Source organism: Microbispora sp. NPDC046973 (genome assembly GCF_040644495.1).
Taxonomy (GTDB): domain Bacteria; phylum Actinomycetota; class Actinomycetes; order Streptosporangiales; family Streptosporangiaceae; genus Microbispora.
Map to the genome: position 1 here is coordinate 334,690 of NZ_JBEYWQ010000003.1, position 17,836 is coordinate 352,525.

The 17,836-nt window shown below is 71.9% G+C and carries 18 protein-coding genes and 1 pseudogene; 13 read left to right on the plus strand and 6 right to left on the minus strand.

Annotation, left to right across the window (positions count from 1 at the left end; all coding sequences use genetic code 11):
• Positions 1-20: 20 nt before the first annotated feature.
• The 5 genes from ABZ860_RS08700 (at position 21) to ABZ860_RS08720 (ending at position 3,744) form a co-directional block, all read left to right on the plus strand.
• The gene (locus ABZ860_RS08700) at positions 21-563 is read left to right on the plus strand and encodes a MauE/DoxX family redox-associated membrane protein (protein WP_357217008.1); all 543 of its coding nucleotides are present in this window, start codon (positions 21-23) and stop codon (positions 561-563) included.
• 15 nt (positions 564-578) lie between these two features.
• Positions 579-1,121, plus strand: a complete 543-nt coding sequence (locus ABZ860_RS08705; protein WP_357217011.1) for a redoxin domain-containing protein — start codon at positions 579-581, stop codon at positions 1,119-1,121.
• A 35-nt stretch (positions 1,122-1,156) separates the two neighbouring features.
• Entirely contained in the window at positions 1,157-2,989 is a 1,833-nt protein-coding gene (locus ABZ860_RS08710) for an ABC transporter ATP-binding protein (RefSeq protein ID WP_357217014.1), read from the plus strand.
• The gene (locus ABZ860_RS08715; RefSeq protein WP_357217016.1) at positions 2,986-3,459 is read left to right on the plus strand and encodes a S26 family signal peptidase; all 474 of its coding nucleotides are present in this window, start codon (positions 2,986-2,988) and stop codon (positions 3,457-3,459) included. The genes ABZ860_RS08710 and ABZ860_RS08715 overlap by 4 nt, the downstream gene beginning before the upstream one ends.
• A 108-nt stretch (positions 3,460-3,567) precedes the next feature.
• Complete coding sequence (locus tag ABZ860_RS08720) at positions 3,568-3,744, plus strand: hypothetical protein (RefSeq protein ID WP_179155273.1); 177 nt, start codon at positions 3,568-3,570, stop codon at positions 3,742-3,744.
• Between the two features lie 75 nt (positions 3,745-3,819).
• On the opposite strand, the gene ABZ860_RS08725 is transcribed toward ABZ860_RS08720, so the two are convergent.
• On the minus strand, positions 3,820-5,685 hold the full coding sequence (locus ABZ860_RS08725; RefSeq protein WP_357217019.1) for a BTAD domain-containing putative transcriptional regulator: 1,866 nt from the start codon (positions 5,683-5,685) through the stop codon (positions 3,820-3,822).
• Between the two features lie 209 nt (positions 5,686-5,894).
• On the opposite strand from ABZ860_RS08725, the gene ABZ860_RS08730 reads away from it, so the two are divergent.
• Positions 5,895-6,548: a TetR/AcrR family transcriptional regulator gene (locus tag ABZ860_RS08730; protein WP_357217021.1), complete on the plus strand. Its 654-nt coding sequence runs from the start codon at positions 5,895-5,897 to the stop codon at positions 6,546-6,548.
• Positions 6,549-6,566: 18 nt separating this feature from the next.
• On the opposite strand, the gene ABZ860_RS08735 is transcribed toward ABZ860_RS08730, so the two are convergent.
• Entirely contained in the window at positions 6,567-7,223 is a 657-nt protein-coding gene (locus ABZ860_RS08735; protein WP_357217024.1) for a maleylpyruvate isomerase family mycothiol-dependent enzyme, read from the minus strand.
• 94 nt (positions 7,224-7,317) lie between these two features.
• Here ABZ860_RS08735 and ABZ860_RS08740 point away from each other — a divergent pair, with 94 nt between their 5' ends.
• From ABZ860_RS08740 to ABZ860_RS08750, 3 genes are all read left to right on the plus strand, one after another.
• The gene (locus tag ABZ860_RS08740) at positions 7,318-7,944 is read left to right on the plus strand and encodes a TetR/AcrR family transcriptional regulator (protein WP_357217026.1); all 627 of its coding nucleotides are present in this window, start codon (positions 7,318-7,320) and stop codon (positions 7,942-7,944) included.
• Positions 7,945-8,144: 200 nt separating this feature from the next.
• Complete coding sequence (locus tag ABZ860_RS08745; RefSeq protein WP_357217029.1) at positions 8,145-8,522, plus strand: hypothetical protein; 378 nt, start codon at positions 8,145-8,147, stop codon at positions 8,520-8,522.
• Between the two features lie 39 nt (positions 8,523-8,561).
• Positions 8,562-9,746 carry a serine hydrolase domain-containing protein gene (locus ABZ860_RS08750; RefSeq protein ID WP_357217032.1) on the plus strand — a complete coding sequence of 395 codons (1,185 nt, stop codon included), beginning with the start codon at positions 8,562-8,564 and terminating at the stop codon, positions 9,744-9,746.
• Positions 9,747-9,883: 137 nt separating this feature from the next.
• Here the strand turns inward: ABZ860_RS08750 and fxsT are convergent, their stop codons facing one another.
• Entirely contained in the window at positions 9,884-12,418 is a 2,535-nt protein-coding gene (gene fxsT, locus ABZ860_RS08755) for an FxSxx-COOH system tetratricopeptide repeat protein (protein ID WP_357217034.1), read from the minus strand.
• A 147-nt stretch (positions 12,419-12,565) separates the two neighbouring features.
• On the opposite strand from fxsT, the gene fxsA reads away from it, so the two are divergent.
• From fxsA to ABZ860_RS08775, 4 genes are all read left to right on the plus strand, one after another.
• Positions 12,566-12,733, plus strand: a complete 168-nt coding sequence (gene fxsA / locus ABZ860_RS08760) for an FxSxx-COOH cyclophane-containing RiPP peptide (RefSeq protein WP_357217037.1) — start codon at positions 12,566-12,568, stop codon at positions 12,731-12,733.
• Positions 12,734-13,021: 288 nt separating this feature from the next.
• Entirely contained in the window at positions 13,022-13,729 is a 708-nt protein-coding gene (locus tag ABZ860_RS08765) for an SIR2 family protein (protein ID WP_357217612.1), read from the plus strand.
• The gene (locus tag ABZ860_RS08770; RefSeq protein ID WP_357217039.1) at positions 13,726-15,375 is read left to right on the plus strand and encodes a tetratricopeptide repeat protein; all 1,650 of its coding nucleotides are present in this window, start codon (positions 13,726-13,728) and stop codon (positions 15,373-15,375) included. Before ABZ860_RS08765 ends, ABZ860_RS08770 begins: the two co-directional genes overlap by 4 nt.
• 248 nt (positions 15,376-15,623) lie before the next feature.
• The gene (locus ABZ860_RS08775) at positions 15,624-16,940 is read left to right on the plus strand and encodes an HEXXH motif domain-containing protein (protein ID WP_357217041.1); all 1,317 of its coding nucleotides are present in this window, start codon (positions 15,624-15,626) and stop codon (positions 16,938-16,940) included.
• Positions 16,941-17,150: 210 nt separating this feature from the next.
• Here ABZ860_RS08775 and ABZ860_RS08780 read toward each other — a convergent pair.
• The 3 genes and pseudogenes from ABZ860_RS08780 to ABZ860_RS08790 form a co-directional block, all read right to left on the minus strand.
• A pseudogene (locus tag ABZ860_RS08780) lies at positions 17,151-17,288 on the minus strand (hypothetical protein); the annotation flags it as partial.
• Positions 17,275-17,409 carry a hypothetical protein gene (locus ABZ860_RS08785; protein WP_357217044.1) on the minus strand — a complete coding sequence of 45 codons (135 nt, stop codon included), beginning with the start codon at positions 17,407-17,409 and terminating at the stop codon, positions 17,275-17,277. The gene ABZ860_RS08785 and the pseudogene ABZ860_RS08780, both read right to left, overlap by 14 nt.
• Before the next feature lie 94 nt (positions 17,410-17,503).
• The coding region (locus ABZ860_RS08790) for a VCBS repeat-containing protein (RefSeq protein WP_357217047.1) at positions 17,504-17,836 on the minus strand (333 nt) is incomplete at its 5' end.

Here is a 17,836-nt window from a genome sequence, read left to right on the forward strand (position 1 = left end):
GACCAGGGATGAGGACGCCCGTGGCCTATCTCTTCGCCTTCTGCCGGCTGCTCACGGGGATCGTCTTCCTCATGTCCGCCGTGAGCAAGCTGCGCGGGCGGGCGGCGTACGAGGAGTTCACGGTGGCCACGCGCGCCCTCGTGCGCCTGCCGGCCCGGCCTGTCGCGGCGCTCGTCGTCGGCGCCGAGGCCGCCGTCGCGCCGCTGCTGGCCTGGCGGCCCACCGTGCTCGCCGGTTTCTGCGTCGCGCTCGGGCTGCTCGTGGCCTTCACCGTGGCCATCGGCGTCGCCCTGCGACGCGGCAGGCGGGTTCCCTGCCGCTGCTTCGGCGCCTCGGCCGTTCCGGTGGGCCCCGGTCATATGGCACGCAACGCCGTGCTCACCGTGGCAGCGGCGGCCGGAGCGATCCAGGCCGGGACCGGGGCGGTCCACGCCGGGACCGGAGTCGCCCTCGCGGGCCTCGGCCCGGCCGGGCTCGCCGCGGTCGCCCTGGCGGCCGGAGCCGCGGCGGTCCTGCTGTCCGCGATCGGCGAGATCGCCGGTCTCTTCACCAGTTCACCCTGACGGAGGTAGCCCCTCATGCCGTTCCTGACAGCGCTCGTCCTGGGCGTCGGCGTCCTGTGCCTGATCGACCTGGTGCTGACGGTCGGGGTGATCCGGCGGTTGCGGGCGCACGAGGAGATGCTGACGGCGAGGCCGTCCGCGTTCCCGTCGATCGTGCTCCCACCCGGGGCGGTGATCGGCGGCTTCTCCGCGGAGAGCACCGACGGCGTCCAGGTCTCCGACGAGACGCTGACCGAGCCGGTCCTCGTCGGCGTCTTCTCGCCCGACTGCCCGGCCTGCCACGACCGCCTGCCGCAGTTCGCCGAGCGCGCGCGATCCTTCCCCGGAGGACGCCGCAACGTGCTGGCCGTGCTCGTCGGCACGGAAGAGGAGGTGGCGGACCAGCGGCGGACGCTGGAGCCGGTCGCCCTCGTGCTGATCGAGAAGCACGGCACCGGCCTGACGAAGGCGCTGCAGGTGAACGGCTTCCCGTCCCTCGCCCTGGTCGACGAGAGCGGGAGGGTCGTCGCCAGCGGGAGCACCCTGGAGGACCTCGACAAGATTCCCGCGCACGCGTGACGGCGCGGGTGCGGGGCACCGACGGAGCGCGGGCCGTGGCCGCCGCTCTCGGCCTGGCCTGGCGGGCGAGCAGGGCGCTGACCATCGCCTTCGCCGTCCTCAGCACGCTCATGGCCGTCCTGCCGGTGACGATCGCCTGGTGCACCAAGCTGGTCCTCGACGAGATCGCCGACGGCAGGGACGGGGCCGGCGTGACGGCGGCTCTGGGCGCCGCGCTCGCCGGGTGCGGGGTGCTGACGGCGCTCGGGCCGCAGATCGTCCAGTACGTCAGGGACGAGAGCGGGCGCAGGATCGGCCTCGTCGCCCAGGACAGCCTCTTCAGGGCCACCGAGCGGTTCGTCGGCCTCGCCCGGTTCGAGGACCCCGCGTTCCTCGACCGGATCAGAATGGCCCAGCAGTACGGCGGGGCGACCCCGGGCATGGTGGTCTCCGCGGCCCTGGGCACCGCCAGGACGGCGATGACCGGTGCCGGATTCCTCGTCTCCCTCGTGACGATAAGCCCCTGGATGGCCGTCCTCGTGGTCGGCGCCGCGGCTCCGTCTCTGGTCGCGGAGCTCTGGCTGTCGCGGCGGCGAGCCGCGATGCTGTGGGGCATCGGGCCGGTCGAGCGCCGCGAGTTCTTCTTCGGCCAGCTTCTCGTCAACGTCCAGGCGGCCAAGGAGCTGAGGCTCTTCGGCATCGGGGCGCACCTGCGCGGGCTCATGAACGCCCAGCGGCGGGCCGCGAACGCCGAGCGGAGCCGCACCGACCGGCGCGAGCTGGGCGTCCAGGCCGTCACCGGCACGACGGCCGCGCTGGCGGCCGGGGGCGGCCTGCTGTGGGTTCTCGTCTCCGCGGCGAACGGCACGGGCGGGGTCGGCGACGTGGCGCTGTTCGTGGCCGCCGTCGCCGGAGTCCAGGCGGCGGCCGGCGGCCTCGTCCTCGAACTCGTCACCGCGCACCAGCAGGTGCTGCTTTTCGGTCACTACCTCGCCGTCCTGGACGCCGAACCGGACCTGCCGGTGCCGGCCCGGCCCCGGCGCGCGGGCCCGCTGCGCCGGGGAATCGAGCTGAAGGACGTGTGGTTCCGCTACTCTCCCGGCCATCCCTGGGCCCTGCGCGGCGTCAGCCTGACCATCCCGTACGGCGCCGCGGTGGCGCTCGCCGGCAGGAACGGCGCGGGCAAGAGCACGCTGGTCAAGCTCCTGTGCCGGATGTACGACCCGGAACGCGGCTCGGTCCTGTGGGACGGGATCGATCTCAGGGAGTTGGACCCGGCGGAGCTTCGCGCGCGGATCGGGGCGGTGTTCCAGGACTACATGGAGTACGACCTGACCGCGGCCGACAACATCGGCCTGGGCGATCTCGCCGCGATGGACGACCGGGGGAGGATCGAGGCGGCGGCCCGGCGGGCGGGCGTGCACGGCGTCGTGAGCGGCCTGCCCCGGGGGTACGACACCATGCTGTCCCGTGTCTTCGCCGACCCCATGGAGGACGGCGGCGACGCGGGCGTCCACCTGTCGGGCGGGCAGTGGCAGCGGCTCGCCCTCGCCCGCGCCTACCTGCGGGGCGAGCGGGACCTGCTGATCCTGGACGAGCCCAGCTCGGGTCTCGACGCCGAGGCGGAGCACGAGATCCACCAGGGCCTGCGGGAGCACCGCCGCGGTCGCACGAGCCTGCTGATCAGCCACCGGCTCGGCGCCGTGCGCGACGCGGACCACATCGTGGTCCTCGACGGCGGACAGGTCGCCGAGCAGGGCACGCACGCCGGGCTGCTCGCGCGCGGCGGGATCTACGCTCATCTGTTCGCCCTTCAGGCCGAGGGATACCGGCAGCGGGAGGACCGGGACGCCGGCGCCCCGCGCGACCGGCTCTCGGGGGCACGATGACACCCGTCCTGCTCGTCCTGCTCGCATCGGCGCTCGGGGGCGGCGCCGTGACCGCGGCCCGGCGGACCCTGCGCGTCGTCGAGGTGCACGGGGAGAGCATGAAGCCCGGTCTGCGGCCCGGTGACCGGGTCCTCGTGCGCAGGCTGCGGCCCGGCCGGCCTGGTTGGCCTGGCCGGTTTGGCAGGCAGGCTCGGCGCGTCCGGCGCGGGGACATCGTCGTCATCTCCCGGGTGGGCCCGGGGGAGGGCCTCACGCTCGACGGCGGCACGAACCTGGTGATCAAGCGGGCCGCGGCCGTGGCGGGGGATCCGATCCCTCCGGGCTTCGAGGCGCTGGGAGAGGCCCGCGTGCCACCGGGGCGGCTGCTCGTCCTCGGGGACAATCCGTCGTGCAGCACCGACTCCCGGCAGTGGGGACTGCTCCCGGAAAGCAGGATCACGGGTGTCGTGCTCCGGCGGTTGAACGCGTGAACCAGGTGAAGCCGATACAGGAAGTCGTGTATCGCAGTGGTACGTCCGCGATCGAAGCCACTCCTAATGTCGGTCACCGAAAAGGAGTCCTTCAAAAGGAGGAACTGAATGACACGGACGATTCAGCGGCTGGCGGACCGGATGGTCGCCCGGCTGGTTCCGGCCACCCGCGCGGAGGCGATCAACTGCTGGTACGAGGGCTCAACCTGCGTCCAGCGCTACTGCTGCAGCGGGTCGGAGATCCCCGGCGGCCGCTACTGCACGTCGTGGCAGTACCTCTGCTAGACGAGCACGGCGGAGCGCCCCATTGAACAACAGCGCCCCTTGGACAAAGGGGCGCTCCGCTCTCGCGGCGGCACCCTAAATGAGGGCTGCCGAATCACCGCTCTCGCGTTTTCCGGCGGTTCGGGCGATCTCCATGGCGTACAGGCGGGTGAGGTCGTTCATCCGGTAGCGGTCGGGAGCCGTCGACGTCGTCAGGCGGAGATCGGCCAGCCTGCCGAGCGCCGCCCACGCCGTGCGCCGGTCGCATCCGAGGAGCGCCGCCGCGGTCGCCGACCCGCAGTCGGCCATGCCTCGCTCGCCGAGGCGGTGGAACAGGGCGAGCGCGCTGCCGTCCGCCGTTCCCCCGCGCCGCCGCAGAGCCTGGTAGTCGAGGTCGAGGGCGCTCCGCACGGAAAGATCACCGCAGGTCAGCAGGTCGAGCCGGTGCTCCTCGTCGGCCAGCATGTCGGCGAACGCCGCCAGCGTCCACTCCCGCCTGACCGCCAGTCGCTTGCCCGCGATCCCCAGCGCGAGCGGCAGGTTGTCGCAGAGCCGGGCCACTCTCCTCACCTGCTCGGGGTCGACCCGCTCCCGGCCGCAGAGCCGGACCAGCAGCTCGTACGCCGCGTCGTCCCTCAGGGGGGCGAGGGGCAGGTGATCGACATCGTCGAGCGCCGCGAGCACCGTCCTGCTGGTGATGACGAACCGGCAGCCGGGACCGGCGCCGAGCAGCGGGCGCACTTGCCCCTCGTCGGTCACGTTGTCGAGGAGGACGAGCACGCGCCTTCCGGCCGTGGCGGTCCCGAGCTGGAGCACCGCGTCGTCGAGGTCCGGAGCGATCCGGTCGTCCGCCAGCCCCAGCAGGCCCAGCAGCCGGGTCAGCGTCTCGTACGCACCGGGCCGGGGAAGGGACCGCAGGTCGACGTGGAACACGCCGCCGGGGAAGCCGGGCGCCGCCGTCCGGACGGCATGCAGGGCCAGGGCCGACTTTCCCACCCCCGCCTGGCCGTGCACGGCGACGGGCCGCGGGGGTGAGGCGGTGATCGCCGCGACGATCTCCCGCAGCTCCGGATCCCGGCCCACAAGACATCCAGGACCCGCGACCGGTGTCCGTTTCGGCCCCGCTTCCGGCGCAGGGCGCGCTTCGGGCACAGGCCTCGCTTCCGGCGCAGGCGCCGCGCGGGACGGGCCGAGGGCGGGAAGGGCGGGTTCCGCCCGGAGCGCGGGGTCTCGGTTGAGTATGCCCCGGTGCAGCTCGGCCAGCTCCGGTCCCGGCTCGACGCCCAGCTCCTCCGCCAGGAACTGGCGCGCCTGCCCATAGGCGGACAGCGCGGCCGCGGAGTCGCCGGTGCGATACAACGCGAGCATGAGGCTGCCCCACAGCCGCTCCCTGGTGGGATGGGCGGCCACCGTCTCACGGAGCTCCGGCACCGCGTCGGCGTGCTCGCCCAGCATGAGGCGGGCCTCGGCCTGCGCCTCCAGGGCCAGGCAGCGCTGCTCGGCGAGCGCGTCCAGGCGCGGGCCGAGCGCCGCCGACCTGGGCACGTCCTCGGCCGGTGCGCCCCGCCACCGCGCGAGGGCCGCCGACAGGTGCCGCAGCGCCGCCTCCGGCTGCCCGGCGGACAGCGCCTTCCTGCCCTGCCGCAGGGCGTCGGCGAACTCGATCACGTCGAGCTCACCGGCGTGCACGGTGAGGACGTAGCCGGGCGGCCGAGCCGTCAGCCGGTCGCCTTCGCCGAGCGTGCTTCGCAGGCGGTTGACGTAGGTGCGGACGTTGGCGACGGCGGAGCGGGGCGGCTCCTCGTCCCACACGGCCGTGACCAGCCGGTCGATCGACACGACCCGGTTGGGCTCGAGCAGCAGCGCGGTCAGCAGGGCGCGCTGCTTGGGCGAGCCGAGCGGGACCGGCCTGCCGTCCCTCCTGATCTCGACCGGGCCCAGCAACCCGAACCTGAGGTTCACTCCGCCCTCCGGAAGCCCGACAGGGCGGACGTACGCTTCCAACCGCGTGATCGGTGCACGAGGGGACCTCCGTAGGCGTCGGGACGCCACGAAGATCTCTGCTCCTCGCGCGCCCTCACAAGGCCGGCGAGCGTCCGGAACAGTTCCGGATCGCGTCTACCGGGGCAAGTGTGTGATTAGGGGGGAACCAGGCGGGAACCGACTACCGCATGACGGGAACGGGCGACGAGGGCCTGTCCGACCGCGTTCTCCAGGTGGCGACCCGCCTGTTCGCCGGGCTGGGCTACGACGGCACGGACATGCGGCAGATCGCCGACGCCGCGGGCACGGATGTGGCCTACGTCAGGCGGCGGTTCGGCGAAAAGCGCGAGATCTACCTCGAGGTCATGGATCGCATGAACAGCGCGCACAACGCCGTCCTGGAAAAAGGGGTCAAGGACATCGTCAGCGCTTCGCCCGAACAGAAGATCTTCGCCCTGCACCGGCTCCTCGACCGCTACATCGACTTCTGCCGCAAGCAGCCGGAGTATCCGGCGCTCTACACCCACAGGTGGCTTTCCGACGCCACCGACATCCCCGAGCTGGAGCCGATGTACGCCGCGCCGGCGGCACAGTTCGTGATCGACACCATCGCCCCCCTGGTCACCGCCCCCGACGTGGACGTCGACTACACCATCAACTCGGTGATCTGGTGCGTCCACAGCTTCGTGCAGAGCGGCGTGTACGACCGGTCGGGCCGGCGCTACGACCACGACCATCCCGGCGCGCTGTGGCGCTTCCGCAGCCATCTGCACCAGATGGTCCACCGCACGCTCCGCCTGCCGGGGGACCCCCCGCCGATGGAGCGTCCCTCCCACAGGTGAGACGGCCCGCGCCGACGCTCACGGGCCGTGTAGGGGCGCAGGGCCCTGCATCCGTGCCGCCAGGACGTCCAACCCGGGGCCGGACAGGCCGGCCAGACCGGCCGGACGCCCCGTCGCGATCAGGAGCAGGTCGCCGGCCGCGCCGCTGATCTCCTGCCCGCTGCCGGACGTCCAGTCCACGTCGGTGGCGACGAGGCGAAGGTCCGCGAGACGCGCGGGCGCGTCGTAGAAGCGGTTGCCGGAGACGTAGGTCAGGGCGGCGACCGCGGGGCCCGCCGGGAGCGGCCGGTCACGATGGAGCGGGCGGGCGATGTCCTGCCCGTGCACCAGCAGGTCCACCAGCGGATCCAGCGGTCCGCTGCCGGGCATGCGGCGCGGCGACGTCGCGCTGCCGCGCAGCTGCGCGATGAGATCGGCCGGAGTGGATCTCTGCGCGCGTGTCCGGGCACGCCTGTCGGTCATGCGGTGGAAGTCGCCGCGGGCGCGGGCCATACCGGCCACCATGTCCAGCACCGTGGTGCGGGTGGTGGTCGTCAGGTGGGCCACCACGTCCTTCACCGTCCAGCCCGCGCACAGCGAGGGGGTTGCCCACTCGGCGTCGTCCAGCTCTTCCAGCAGGTCGCATAGGCTCATCCGCTCGTTCGTGATCGCGTCGCGCACGGCATCGGCGTCCATTCGCCGCTCCTTCCGTCCCGTCCCGACTGATGTGTACACTGTGAACAACCTGCAATGTGCACACTGTATACATCCACGAAGGCGTCGGGCAAGCATGAAGAGAACCTCGCCGGGCTACCATCACGGCAATCTGCGTTCGGCCCTGATCGAGGCCGCTCTCGACCTCGCCAGAGACAAGGGCGCCGGTGCTCTGGGCCTGCGCGAGGTGACCCGCGCGGTCGGGGTGAGTCCCAACGCCGCCTACCGGCACTTCGCCGACCTGCGGGCGCTCGTCCTCACCGTCGCGCTGGAGGCCCGGCACCGTCTCGCGCGCTCCATCGTCGACCGGCTCGACGCGATCACGCCCGGCCTCGGCCCCGCGCGGCGATCCACGGAACGGCTGCGCGCCTTCGGGCTGGCGTACGTGGAGTTCGCCCAGTCCACTCCCGGCTGGTACGAGCTCGCCTGCGCCTCGCAGGAGGCGCCGCCGGACGGAGTCGAGGAGGGGGGCCCGCCCCCGCCCCACCTCATCCTGCTCGGCATCCTCGACGAGATGACGCGGGCGGGAGTCATGGCACCGGCTCGCCGTACCGATGCCGAGTGGTCGTGCTGGTCCACCGTTCACGGCCTCGCCGAGTTGCGCGTCCACGGGCCGCTCCAGGCGCTGTCCGGGGAGGAGGCCGTCCGGCTGGCCCGCCTCGCGCTGGACACCCTCATCCGGGGCCTGACCGCGAAGTCATGATCCTGAGCGGTGGCCGACGCCCCTCCTGGGACGTCCGGGCGGGGCCGCCGGCTTTCCGGGCTGTTGACGACATCCCGCTTCCTGATCTAATTTCGTCTCTGTAAGAGACGAAGTTAACGCAGCGTCTTTGCGGGGCTTCGTCGTGCCCGTGGTAGTAATGAGATCCGCGAAGGAGGCCGTACAGACAGAGTTGGTGCACCATGACCGAGCGGTACCTCGGCGTCGTCGGCATCGGCGAGGCGCTGGGCGTGAGCCGGCACGCGGTGCACAAGTGGCGCTCCCGCTATCCCGGCGGTTCCGAGCACCCGTTCCCCGAACCCGATGTCGAGGTCGACGGAACTCCCGGCTGGCGGCCTGACCGGCTGGCGGAGATCGTCGAGTGGCGCGACGGCCTGCCGGGCCGTGGCGCGGGCGGCGGACGTCCCACCGCCGCACGACAGGAATACCTGAAAGAGGCGGCGGCGCGAGGCATGGACCGGGACGAGGCGCTGCGCGCGCTCGTCACGCTGTCCGAAGAGTTTCCCGAGATGACCGAGCCGGAGATCTGCGCCTGGCTCATCGGGCACTGGCGGAGATAGCACTTTCCCCGATCAATCCCATCACGAAGGCGATGACGCATGCCCGGAATCGGCGGCGAGACCGCACCCGGATTCGAAGCGGTACGTGAGGCGTTCGCGGCCAATCTGGCCGGCGGGCAGGACGTGGGCGCCGCGGTCGCCGTCTACCTGCACGGCCGGAAGGTCGTCGACCTGTGGGGCGGGATCGCCGACCCCGGGACCGGCCGCCCCTGGGAGCGCGACACCCTGCAGGTCGTGTTCTCCACCACCAAGGGCGTCACCGCCGCCTGCGCGCACCTGCTGGCCGAGCGCGGCGAGCTGGACCTGGACGCGCCCGTCGCCGACTACTGGCCGGAGTTCGCGGCATGCGGAAAGGACCGGATCCCGGTCCGCTGGCTGCTCACCCACCAGGCCGGACTGCCCGCGCTCGATCGCCCGGTCACTCCGGCGGAGGCGATCTCCTGGCATCCGATGGTGACCGCGCTGGCCGCCCAGCGGCCGTTCTGGGAGCCGGGCACCGACCACGGCTACCATGCCCACACGTACGGCTGGCTGGTCGGCGAGGTGGTCCGCCGGGTGGCCGGCCGCAGTCTCGGCACGTTCCTCGCCGAGGAGATCGCCGCGCCGCTCGGCCTGGACCTGTGGATCGGGCTGCCGGAATCCGAGCAGCACCGGGTCAGCCGGATCGTCACCGCCCCGATCGACCTCGACGCACTGGCCGGGATCGATCTGGAGGCCCTTCCCGAGCCCGCGCGCGAGGTGATGAGAGCCTATGCCGATCCCACGTCGCTGACGATGCGGGCGATGACGGTCGTCACGCCGATGCCGAACCACGACGACCCGGCCGAGCAGCTCGCGGAGATGCCGTCCACCAACGGCATCTGCACCGCCCGCGCGCTGGCCCGCTTCTACGCAGCGCTCATCGGGGAGGTCGACGGGCATCGCATCCTCTCACCCGACACCCTGGCGGCGGCGACCGCGGAGCAGGTCAGCGGTGTGGACCGCGTCCTGCGCGTGCCCGTCCGGATCGCCACCGGGTTCGGCCTGCCGACGCCCGACGCCTTCTGGTACAGCCCGACCGCCTTCGGGTTCCCCGGCTACGGCGGATCGCTGGGCTTCGCCGACCCGGCGACCGGCCTGGCCTTCGGCTACGTCATGAACCACATCCGGGAAGGCGTACCGGACCGGAGAGCCGCCACGCTCCTCGACGCGGTCCGCGGCGCGATCGGGACGCAGGCCCGGTAGCACCTCCCGCGACCATCTCGCCCGATGATTTCCACAGAAGTATGGTCACTTCGACTCCCCGGAAGAGTCCGGCTGAGGCGCCGCCGGTCGCGTGGGCCGTCGCCGGACGGCTCGCATGACCGGAGACGGTCGCCAGATCACAGGACCGGCGGGTCGAAGTCGAAGTCGAGACGCCGGCCGTCCTGTGTCGCCACGGCGTCGGGATGGTCGGTGCCGAGCACCCGCGCGTATCGGTCGAACGTGTCGGCCTGGAGCGTTTGCGCCTCGGCGGTGGCCCCGAGCGTCCGCAGGTCCACGACCAGATTGGCCGCGCCCGCGAGGGTCAGCGGGTGGTCCTCGCCCAGCAGGGCCCGTAGCCGCTCGAGCGTGTTCTCGCCGAGATCCCTGGCGCCCTCGGGATCGCCGAGCTCCGCGAGGTCGCTGGCCAGGTTGATCGCGCAGGTGAGCGAGAAATGGTGGTCCCGGGTGAGCCGGCGGTCGAAGCCCTTCAGCGCCCGGGCGTCGATCTCCCTGGCCTGGTCCGCCTGCCCGTCCACGCGAAGCAGCAGCGCGAGGTTGGTGTCGCAGCCGTACTTGAACGGGTGGTCGTCGCCGTACATGCGCGGATAGCGGGCCGTCATGTCCTCGAGCAGGGCGAGCGCGTCGCCGATCGCCCCGGAGGCGCGCTGCGCGTTGGCCAGGCACAGCGCCGCGGCCAGGGTGTCGGGGTGGTCGACGCCGAAGATGCGCTCCTGCAGCTCGTAGGTGACCCGGGCCAGGTCCAGCGCCTCCTCCACCAGCCCGGCGCGGCGTTTGGCGATCGACAGGTCCTTGGCGGTGCGCAGTGTCCAGGGGTGCTCGCGGCCCAGCTCCTGCACGCCGTAGTCGTAGGCGTCCTCGCCGATGTCGCAGGCCTGGCGGTACTCGCCGTTCAGCCGCAGGACGCGGGCCAGGCCGTTCCAGGAGGACAGCACGTTCTGCTTGCTGGAGCCCGACCCCGGCTGCCGCTGCATGGCGAACGTCTTGGACTGCAGCTCTCGCGCCTGCGTGTAGTCGCCGAGCAGCAGGTGGTCGAGCGCCAGGTTGTTCATGACGCGCAGCGTCCGGCGGTGGGATGGCCCGAAGACCGCCTCGTGCCTGCGCAGCGACTCCCTGTCGTGCTCCAGCGCCGCCTGGAAGTCGCCGCGGAAGCGCAGGTCGGCCCCGTGGCTGTTGGTGATGAGGAGCGTCTCCTCGTCGTCCTCGCCGAGGACCTGCCGCATCCGTGCCAGCGTCCGCAGGTTCAGGTCGAACGACTCCTGGATGTCGCCGAGCTCCCTGATGACGATCGCCTGGTGGCGGTGGGCGGCCAGCACGTATCGGTCGTCGTCTCCGCTGTCGGCCCGCCAGCGTTCGATGAACCGCTCGACCAGCGTCCGCGCCGACAGGAAGTCGCCCGACGAGTAGAGGTAGCGGACGATGTCCAGGGCGAAGGCGCGGATGTGGGGGTCCCGGCTGCCCGCGATGTCGGCGGGGGTGACGTGGCCGAGCAGCCCGCCGTAGCGTGGCCAGGACAGGTTGTCGTCGGGCTCGTACGGCGCGGCGGCGGAGGCCAGCAGCAGGTGCACCTCTCGCCGGAACGCCACGCGCTCGGCGTCGTCCAGTTCGTCGCGCAGCAGCGCCTGGACCAGCCGGTGGACCTGGATGGTGCGGCTCTCCGAGTCCATGCGGACGAGCGCGTAGCGCCCGAGCTCCCGGACCGCCCGGCTCACCTGGATCGGGTCGTCGAGCAGGGCGGCCATCCGCGACCCGGCGGAGAAGCGCTCGGGCAGCGGCTCGAAGAGGTCACGGGGGATGGGCTCCGGCCCGAAGAACGCGCAGCAGCGCAGCAGCTCCACCGCCTCGGGCATCTTCTTCTTGAGCTGCGCCACCGACAGGGCCCACGCGGCGGTCATGGACAGGGGATAGTCGGAGGGTTTGTTGGCTCCGAGCAGCCGCGTGGTCTGCTCCCGGAGCAGCCGCAGGTATTCGTCGACCGACATGCCGGACTCGACCTGGAACGCGCCCGCCTGCTCGAGCGCCAGCGGAAGGTCGCCGAGCGCCTCGGCCAACCGGTCCGCCTGCTCGTCCGACATGCCCTTCGGCACCCGGCGCCGGAGGAACTCGACGCTCTCCTCGCGCTCGAAGACGTCGACGGTGACCGTGTCGACGACGCCCTGCCAGCTGTGGTTGCGCGAGGTGATCAGCACGTGCCCGGGACCGCGCGGGATGATGTCGTTGATGTGCTCGGGGTCGTCGGCGTTGTCGAAGATCAGCAGCCATCTGTCGTACGGCTCGCCGCGGCGCAGCGCGTCCAGCACGGCCTCGGCCGCGTCCTCGACGCCGGAAGAGGCCGCGTTCGGCAGGTTCAGCTCCCTGGCGAGGCCCGCGAGCGACGACTTCACCAGCATCGGCTGGTCGGCGGGGATCCACCACACGAGGTCGTAGTCGCGCCGGTACCGGTAGGCGTACTCCATGGCGAGCTGGGTCTTGCCCACGCCGCCCAGCCCGTGCAGGGCGTGGGGGAGCACGGCGGCCGTGGTCTCGGACATGAGATCGTCCCGCAGCCTGTCGAGCAGGTCCCGGCGTCCCGTGAAGTTCTTGTTCTGCTGCGGGACTCTGCCCCAAATGGCGGGCATGCGACCGGAGTCCGCCGAGAAGTGCGAAACAGACACGCTGCCATCCCAGATCGGGCCTCAGTGGTTTGGACAAAGCTTAGGCCGCAACGCCTCGTGTATTGAAGAGTCAAGGCGTCAGACTGATGGCACCCCGCCTGGAGCGTGGGAAGATGAGGTCCACGGTTTTGATGGACAAGGAGTGCCATGGGCGACATAACCGGCAGTGAGTACGGTGGCGGCCTTATCGACGTGACCGGTCTGAGCCTCAGCGAACTTGGGCAGGTGGGTGACGACGTACTCGTGCCGGCCCTGCGCCGTCTGGTCGAGGAGGACGGCTCGGTCCCCTACGCCGGCTTCCAGTCCGCTATCTGAGCAGGTCCACACGCCCAATCCGGACCGCCCGCAAATCGATCTCCGTCACCTCGCCGCCGCCGTGGGTCATAATTCAGTCATTGGCTAACAATGCGGCGACCCCCGGGATGACGTGTGAACGATGCGGACTGGGACCGGCTCGTCAGGCAGCTCCGCAGAGGTGATTGCACGCCCCTTCTCGGTGCCGGTTCCTGTTTCGGCCGCCTGCCCACCGGCGGCGAACTCAGTCGACATTTCGCACACGAGTACAAATATCCGTTCGCCGATTCGGACAACCTGGCCCGGGTGATGCAATACGCCGCATTGGTGGGCCAGGACCCGGTCGAACTCAAGCACGAGGTCTGCGCCTATCTGAAGCAGTATGGGGCCGGCAGAACTCCGACCGGGCTCGACCCGCACACGGTGCTCGCGGAATTTCCCATTCCCACGTTCGTCACGACCAATTACGACGATTTCATGGTCCAGGCGCTGCAGCGGTGCCAGACGGAACGCAAGTCGCCGGAGGCGTGCACCTCGACGTGGTGGGACACCGAGGCGGACGAGGTCCCGCTGCTCGAGCCGACGCCCGACCGGCCGCTGGTCTACCACCTGCACGGCCAGTGGGACGACCCGGCGTCCCTCGTCCTGACCGAGGACGACTACCTGACGTATCTGGTCAACATGGTCGACGCCCGGGCTTCGGGGGTACGCCAGCCGCTGCCCACCCCCGTGCTCGCCGCGATGACCGCCAGCCCGCTGCTGTTCGTGGGCTACAGCCTGCAGGACTGGAACTTCCGGGTGCTCTTCCACGGCCTGATCCGGCCGATCCCGCCGAACCGGAGGCGGCGCCACGTCAGCGTCCAGCTCCTGCCGGAGCTGAGCGAGACGGTCGCCGGGGCCGCGGAGAAGGCGGAGGAGTACATGGAGCGCTATCTCGACGGCTGGCACATTTCCATTTACATCGGCAGCACAGAGGACTTCTTCGAGGAACTGCTCGACAGATTGAGGACGACATGACGGCGACCGGATCGTCCGCCCGCCCCTACGTCGGGCTGCGCCCGTACCGGCGGGACGAGAGCGCACTGTTCCACGGCCGCGACCGCGAGGCGCGGGAGATCGCCACCCTGTGGGGGGCGGCCGGGCTCACCGTCCTGTACGGAGCGTCCGGCGTGGGCAAGACGTCGCTGCTGCAGGCCGGCGTGCTGCCCAGGCTCGATCCCGGCCGGGTCGACCTGCTGCCGGTCGCCAGGGTCCTGCCCCGGACCCGGCCGCCCGAGTCCGTGGGGAACCCGTACGTGGCGGCGCTGCTGTCCAGCTGGGCGCCGGAGCGGGACCCGCGCACGCTCGCCGGCCTGACCGTGGCGGAGTTCCTGCGCAGACGGCCCGAGCGCACCGACGAGTACGGCGACCCGGTGCCGATCCTCGCCGCGGTCGACCAGGCGGAGGAGATGTTCCAGGGCGGGCCGGCGGGGGAACGCGACCGGACGGAGCTCCTGGAGCAGCTCACCTCCGCCGTGCAGGAGCACACCGGTCTCCACCTGCTGCTGTCCCTCCGGGAGGAGTACCTGTTCCTCGTCCTGCCCTACGAGCGGCCGTTCGGACAGGGCTCGCGGGCCCGCTTCCACCTGCGGCCGTTCACTCCCGAGGCGGCCCGCGAGGCGGTGGCCGGGCCGCTGCGCGACACGGGCAGGACGATCACGCCGGCCGCCGCGGAACTGCTCGTCGACGACCTGCGGACCGCCGTCATCGCCGACGAGGCGGGCCACGTGTCCGAGATCACGCTGGACACCGTCGAGCCCGTCCAGCTCCAGGTCGTCTGCGCCGCGCTGTGGGAGTCCCTGCCGCCGGACGTCGTCGAGATCACCGAGCACCACGCCCGCGCGTACGCCGACGTGGAGGAGTTCCTGTACGACTTCTGCAGACGGGCGGTCGCCGAGGTGGCCGAGATGTTCGACATGTCGGCCGGCGAGATCAGGTTCTGGCTGCGCAACACGTTCGTCACCGAGCACGGCACGCGCAACATCGTGTACGAGGGGCTGCAGCAGACCCGGAGCATGCCCAACGCGGTCGCCCGGGCCCTGGAGGACCGGCACATCCTGCGGGCCGAGCACCGGCGGGGCATCCGGTGGTATGAGCTCGCACACGACCGGCTCATCCGGCCGGTCTCCCGCGCCGACTCCCCCGAGGCGTACCTGCGGGCCGCCCGGGCGGCCCTGGCCGAACGCAAGTGGGAGCAGGCCCGGCGGCTCGCCGACGAGGCGGTGCGGGCCTCCGACCTCGGCGAGTCGTGGGTGCGCGCCGAGGCGGCCGAGATCTTCGCGGACGTGGCCGTCGCCAACGGTGAGATCGAGACAGCGCGGCGGCACTGCCAGGAGGCGGCCGAGCTCTACGCGGAACGCCAGCGGTTCGACGGCGTGGCCAGGGTGCTGCGGACCGACGGGCTGCTGTGGCTGGAGCAGGGGGACCACGCGAAGGCGATCGAGCGCATCACCGCCGCGTTGAGCTGGGCGCCCAACGACATGGCGGCGCACCTGGCGCTGGCCGAGGCGCTGATCAGGGCGGGCACGCCCAAGGCGGCCGTCCAGGTGGTCAACGGCGTGCTCGACCGGCTGCCGCCCGACCTCCTCAAGCAAGCGAGGGAAATGCTCCGGCTGACGGCGTGATCTCACTATGCTGGGCATCCTGAAGAGCCCCAGCGTGGAGGCTGATCCGCGGTGCCCGAGTGGCCGTCGACTCTCGGCGTGGAGCGCTGCCGGCGGATGAGCCGACGCCCACCGCTACCGGCACGGCGGCGGCTTCCACAACCCCTCGGTCCGATGCTGTCCCGATCTCCCGGCGCGCATACACCGGATGGCGCCGTCCAGGCCGGCCTCCCGGCCCGTCTCAAGGAACTCCGATTCGAGGAACCCGGATGACCGCACCGCACCTGACAGAGCATCGGATCCCGGCCGACGCGTTCGACGAGCTCGCCGCGGGCGCGGGAGGCGCACCTGTGGTCGGTTGTCTGGTCGCGGCCCAGTACAGCAAGCACCTGCTGCTCGTCCGAGGGGTTCTGGAGGCGGCGCGGCGGGCCGGGCACGCGCGGTGGGCCGCGGCCCGGCGCGCCTACGATCTGCTGGCCGCCGTCCAGGCGCAGCATCCGGAGGCGGTCGCCGCGGTGCTCCGCCACCCGTCCGTGGGGGCGTGGGCGCGGCACGCCGTCGGCACCGGGGAGGGCGTCGAGCGGTTGGCGTCCGTCGCTGCCGCGGCGGTGATCCGGGCCGGCGTGACCTGCGAGGTCGACGTGCCGGTGATCGGCGGCGTGGTCACCATCCCCTCTCTGGGCCAGGTGACGCTGCCCGGCGCGAGCGCGGCCGGGGACGCCGTCGCCACGGTCCACTCCGCTCCCGACGGAGCCGAGGTGAGCGTGGAGGGCGTCGCCGTACGGATCGGGGGAGCGGCCCCCGGATGGGCGGGGCTGCGGTCGCTGTCGGCGGAGGCGGGCGGACGGCGGTTCCGGGTGCTGGTCGACGACCTCGACCCGCACCGGATGCCCGGCTCGGGCAACCTGCGCAGCCGCCTGAGCGAGTCGGAGACGCGGCGCTGGCAGGGGGTGCTCCAGGAGGCGTGGGGCCTGCTGGCGCGCAACCACCCGGGCGTGGCCGACGAGGTCGCCGCGGCGATCACCGTCTTCACTCCGCTCACCGCGCCCGACCAGGGCCTGTCCAGCGCGACCTCGCGGGAGACGTTCGGCTGCATCGCGCTGTCCACCCCGCCGGACCCGCACACGCTGGCGGTCACGCTCGCCCACGAGACCCAGCACGCCAAGCTGTCCGCGCTGCTGGACATCGTCCCGCTCACCCGGCCCGACGACGGCGCCCGTTACTACGCCCCCTGGCGGGACGACCCTCGGCCGATCGGCGGCCTGCTCCAGGGCGCGTACGCCTTCCTCGGCGTGGCGGGCTTCTGGCGCCGGCAGCGGCATCACGAGAGCGGCGAGGACGCGGTCCGCGCCGGCGCCGAGTTCGCGCGGTGGCGCGATGCGGCCCGCGCGGTGTCTGGCACCCTTCTCACGAGCGGCGCCCTCACCGGCCCGGGTGAGCGGTTCGTCGCCCGGATGGCGCGGCGGCTGGACGACTGGCGCCGCGAACCGGTCCCGGCCGCCTCCGCCGCCATCGCCAGGGAGGCCGCCGACCGGCACCTGACACTGTGGCGCGAGCGCAACGGCGGCGCGGGCCGCAGGCCCTGACGGCTCGCCGCCGTACCGCCCCGTACGACGGGACCCCGCTGCGCGATGGGCACGAGGGGATTCCCCGCGGTTCGGCGGGCCGTCATAGACCGGCGGGGTCACCGGTCCGTAACGTGCGGCCGAAGCCTCGGTCATGTAGGACCAGTAGCGGTTGCCGTAGGCCCAGTGCCACCACTTGGTGGGGTAGTTCACCAGGCCGACTGCGGTCAGCACCTTTGCGAGAAGGCGGCGGTGTTCCACGGCGTCGGCGGAGATCGTCGTGTCGGAGGAATGGCAGGCGTCGGAGTCGGTGTCGTTGACCTCCGTGCCCAGCCACGGCTCTCGCCCGTACGTCTCACACAGGGGCAGGTCGACGGCGGCTCCGGCGCCCGTCGAGGCGCAGCGCCTGTACGGCGCGCAGGTCGAGCAGGGCTTCGCCGCAGTCCTCGGCCGGTATCCGGCTGATCGCGGGATCGGAGAGCAGAATCATGTCGTCGTCCTTCGCAACGGGGAAAGGCCCGGCAGGCCGCCCGGTCGGTGGTCCGGGCGCCCTGCCGGGCCTCGCAGCGAAGTGGGGTGCCGGTTTACTGCGCGGTGGGGATGTGGGAGAAGGTGCTCCACTGGTCGCCGAGGCTGGTGTAGGGGGCCAGGGAGGGGGTGGCGCCGGTGGTGGTGTTGCGCCAGACCAGGAGTTGGTCGGTGCCGTTGAGGCCGAGTAGGTCGGTCTTGCCGTCGCTGTCGTAGTCGGCGGTCATGAAGGTGGTGACGGTCTTCCATCCGTCGGACAGGTGGATGCTTTGGCCGCGTGAGGGGTTGCCCGGGGTGCTGGTGTTGGGGATGATCCAGAACTGGTTGCCGCTGGCGGTGTCGACGCCGGCGATGTCGGGTTTGCCGTCGGCGGTGAAGTCGGCGATGAA

Excerpts from the sequence above, each read along its gene's own strand:
- ABZ860_RS08705 (WP_357217011.1), top strand. The coding sequence starts at position 579 with ATGCCGTTCCTGACAGCGCTCGTCCTGGGCGTCGGCGTCCTGTGCCTG.
- ABZ860_RS08715 (WP_357217016.1), top strand. The coding sequence starts at position 2,986 with ATGACACCCGTCCTGCTCGTCCTGCTCGCATCGGCGCTCGGGGGCGGC.
- ABZ860_RS08720 (WP_179155273.1), top strand. The coding sequence starts at position 3,568 with ATGACACGGACGATTCAGCGGCTGGCGGACCGGATGGTCGCCCGGCTG.
- ABZ860_RS08730 (WP_357217021.1), top strand. The coding sequence starts at position 5,895 with ATGACGGGAACGGGCGACGAGGGCCTGTCCGACCGCGTTCTCCAGGTG.
- ABZ860_RS08735 (WP_357217024.1), bottom strand. The coding sequence starts at position 7,223 with ATGGACGCCGATGCCGTGCGCGACGCGATCACGAACGAGCGGATGAGC.
- ABZ860_RS08740 (WP_357217026.1), top strand. The coding sequence starts at position 7,318 with ATGAAGAGAACCTCGCCGGGCTACCATCACGGCAATCTGCGTTCGGCC.
- ABZ860_RS08745 (WP_357217029.1), top strand. The coding sequence starts at position 8,145 with ATGACCGAGCGGTACCTCGGCGTCGTCGGCATCGGCGAGGCGCTGGGC.
- ABZ860_RS08750 (WP_357217032.1), top strand. The coding sequence starts at position 8,562 with ATGCCCGGAATCGGCGGCGAGACCGCACCCGGATTCGAAGCGGTACGT.
- fxsA (WP_357217037.1), top strand. The coding sequence starts at position 12,566 with ATGGGCGACATAACCGGCAGTGAGTACGGTGGCGGCCTTATCGACGTG.
- ABZ860_RS08765 (WP_357217612.1), top strand. The coding sequence starts at position 13,022 with ATGCAATACGCCGCATTGGTGGGCCAGGACCCGGTCGAACTCAAGCAC.
- ABZ860_RS08770 (WP_357217039.1), top strand. The coding sequence starts at position 13,726 with ATGACGGCGACCGGATCGTCCGCCCGCCCCTACGTCGGGCTGCGCCCG.
- ABZ860_RS08775 (WP_357217041.1), top strand. The coding sequence starts at position 15,624 with ATGACCGCACCGCACCTGACAGAGCATCGGATCCCGGCCGACGCGTTC.
- ABZ860_RS08785 (WP_357217044.1), bottom strand. The coding sequence starts at position 17,409 with ATGATTCTGCTCTCCGATCCCGCGATCAGCCGGATACCGGCCGAGGAC.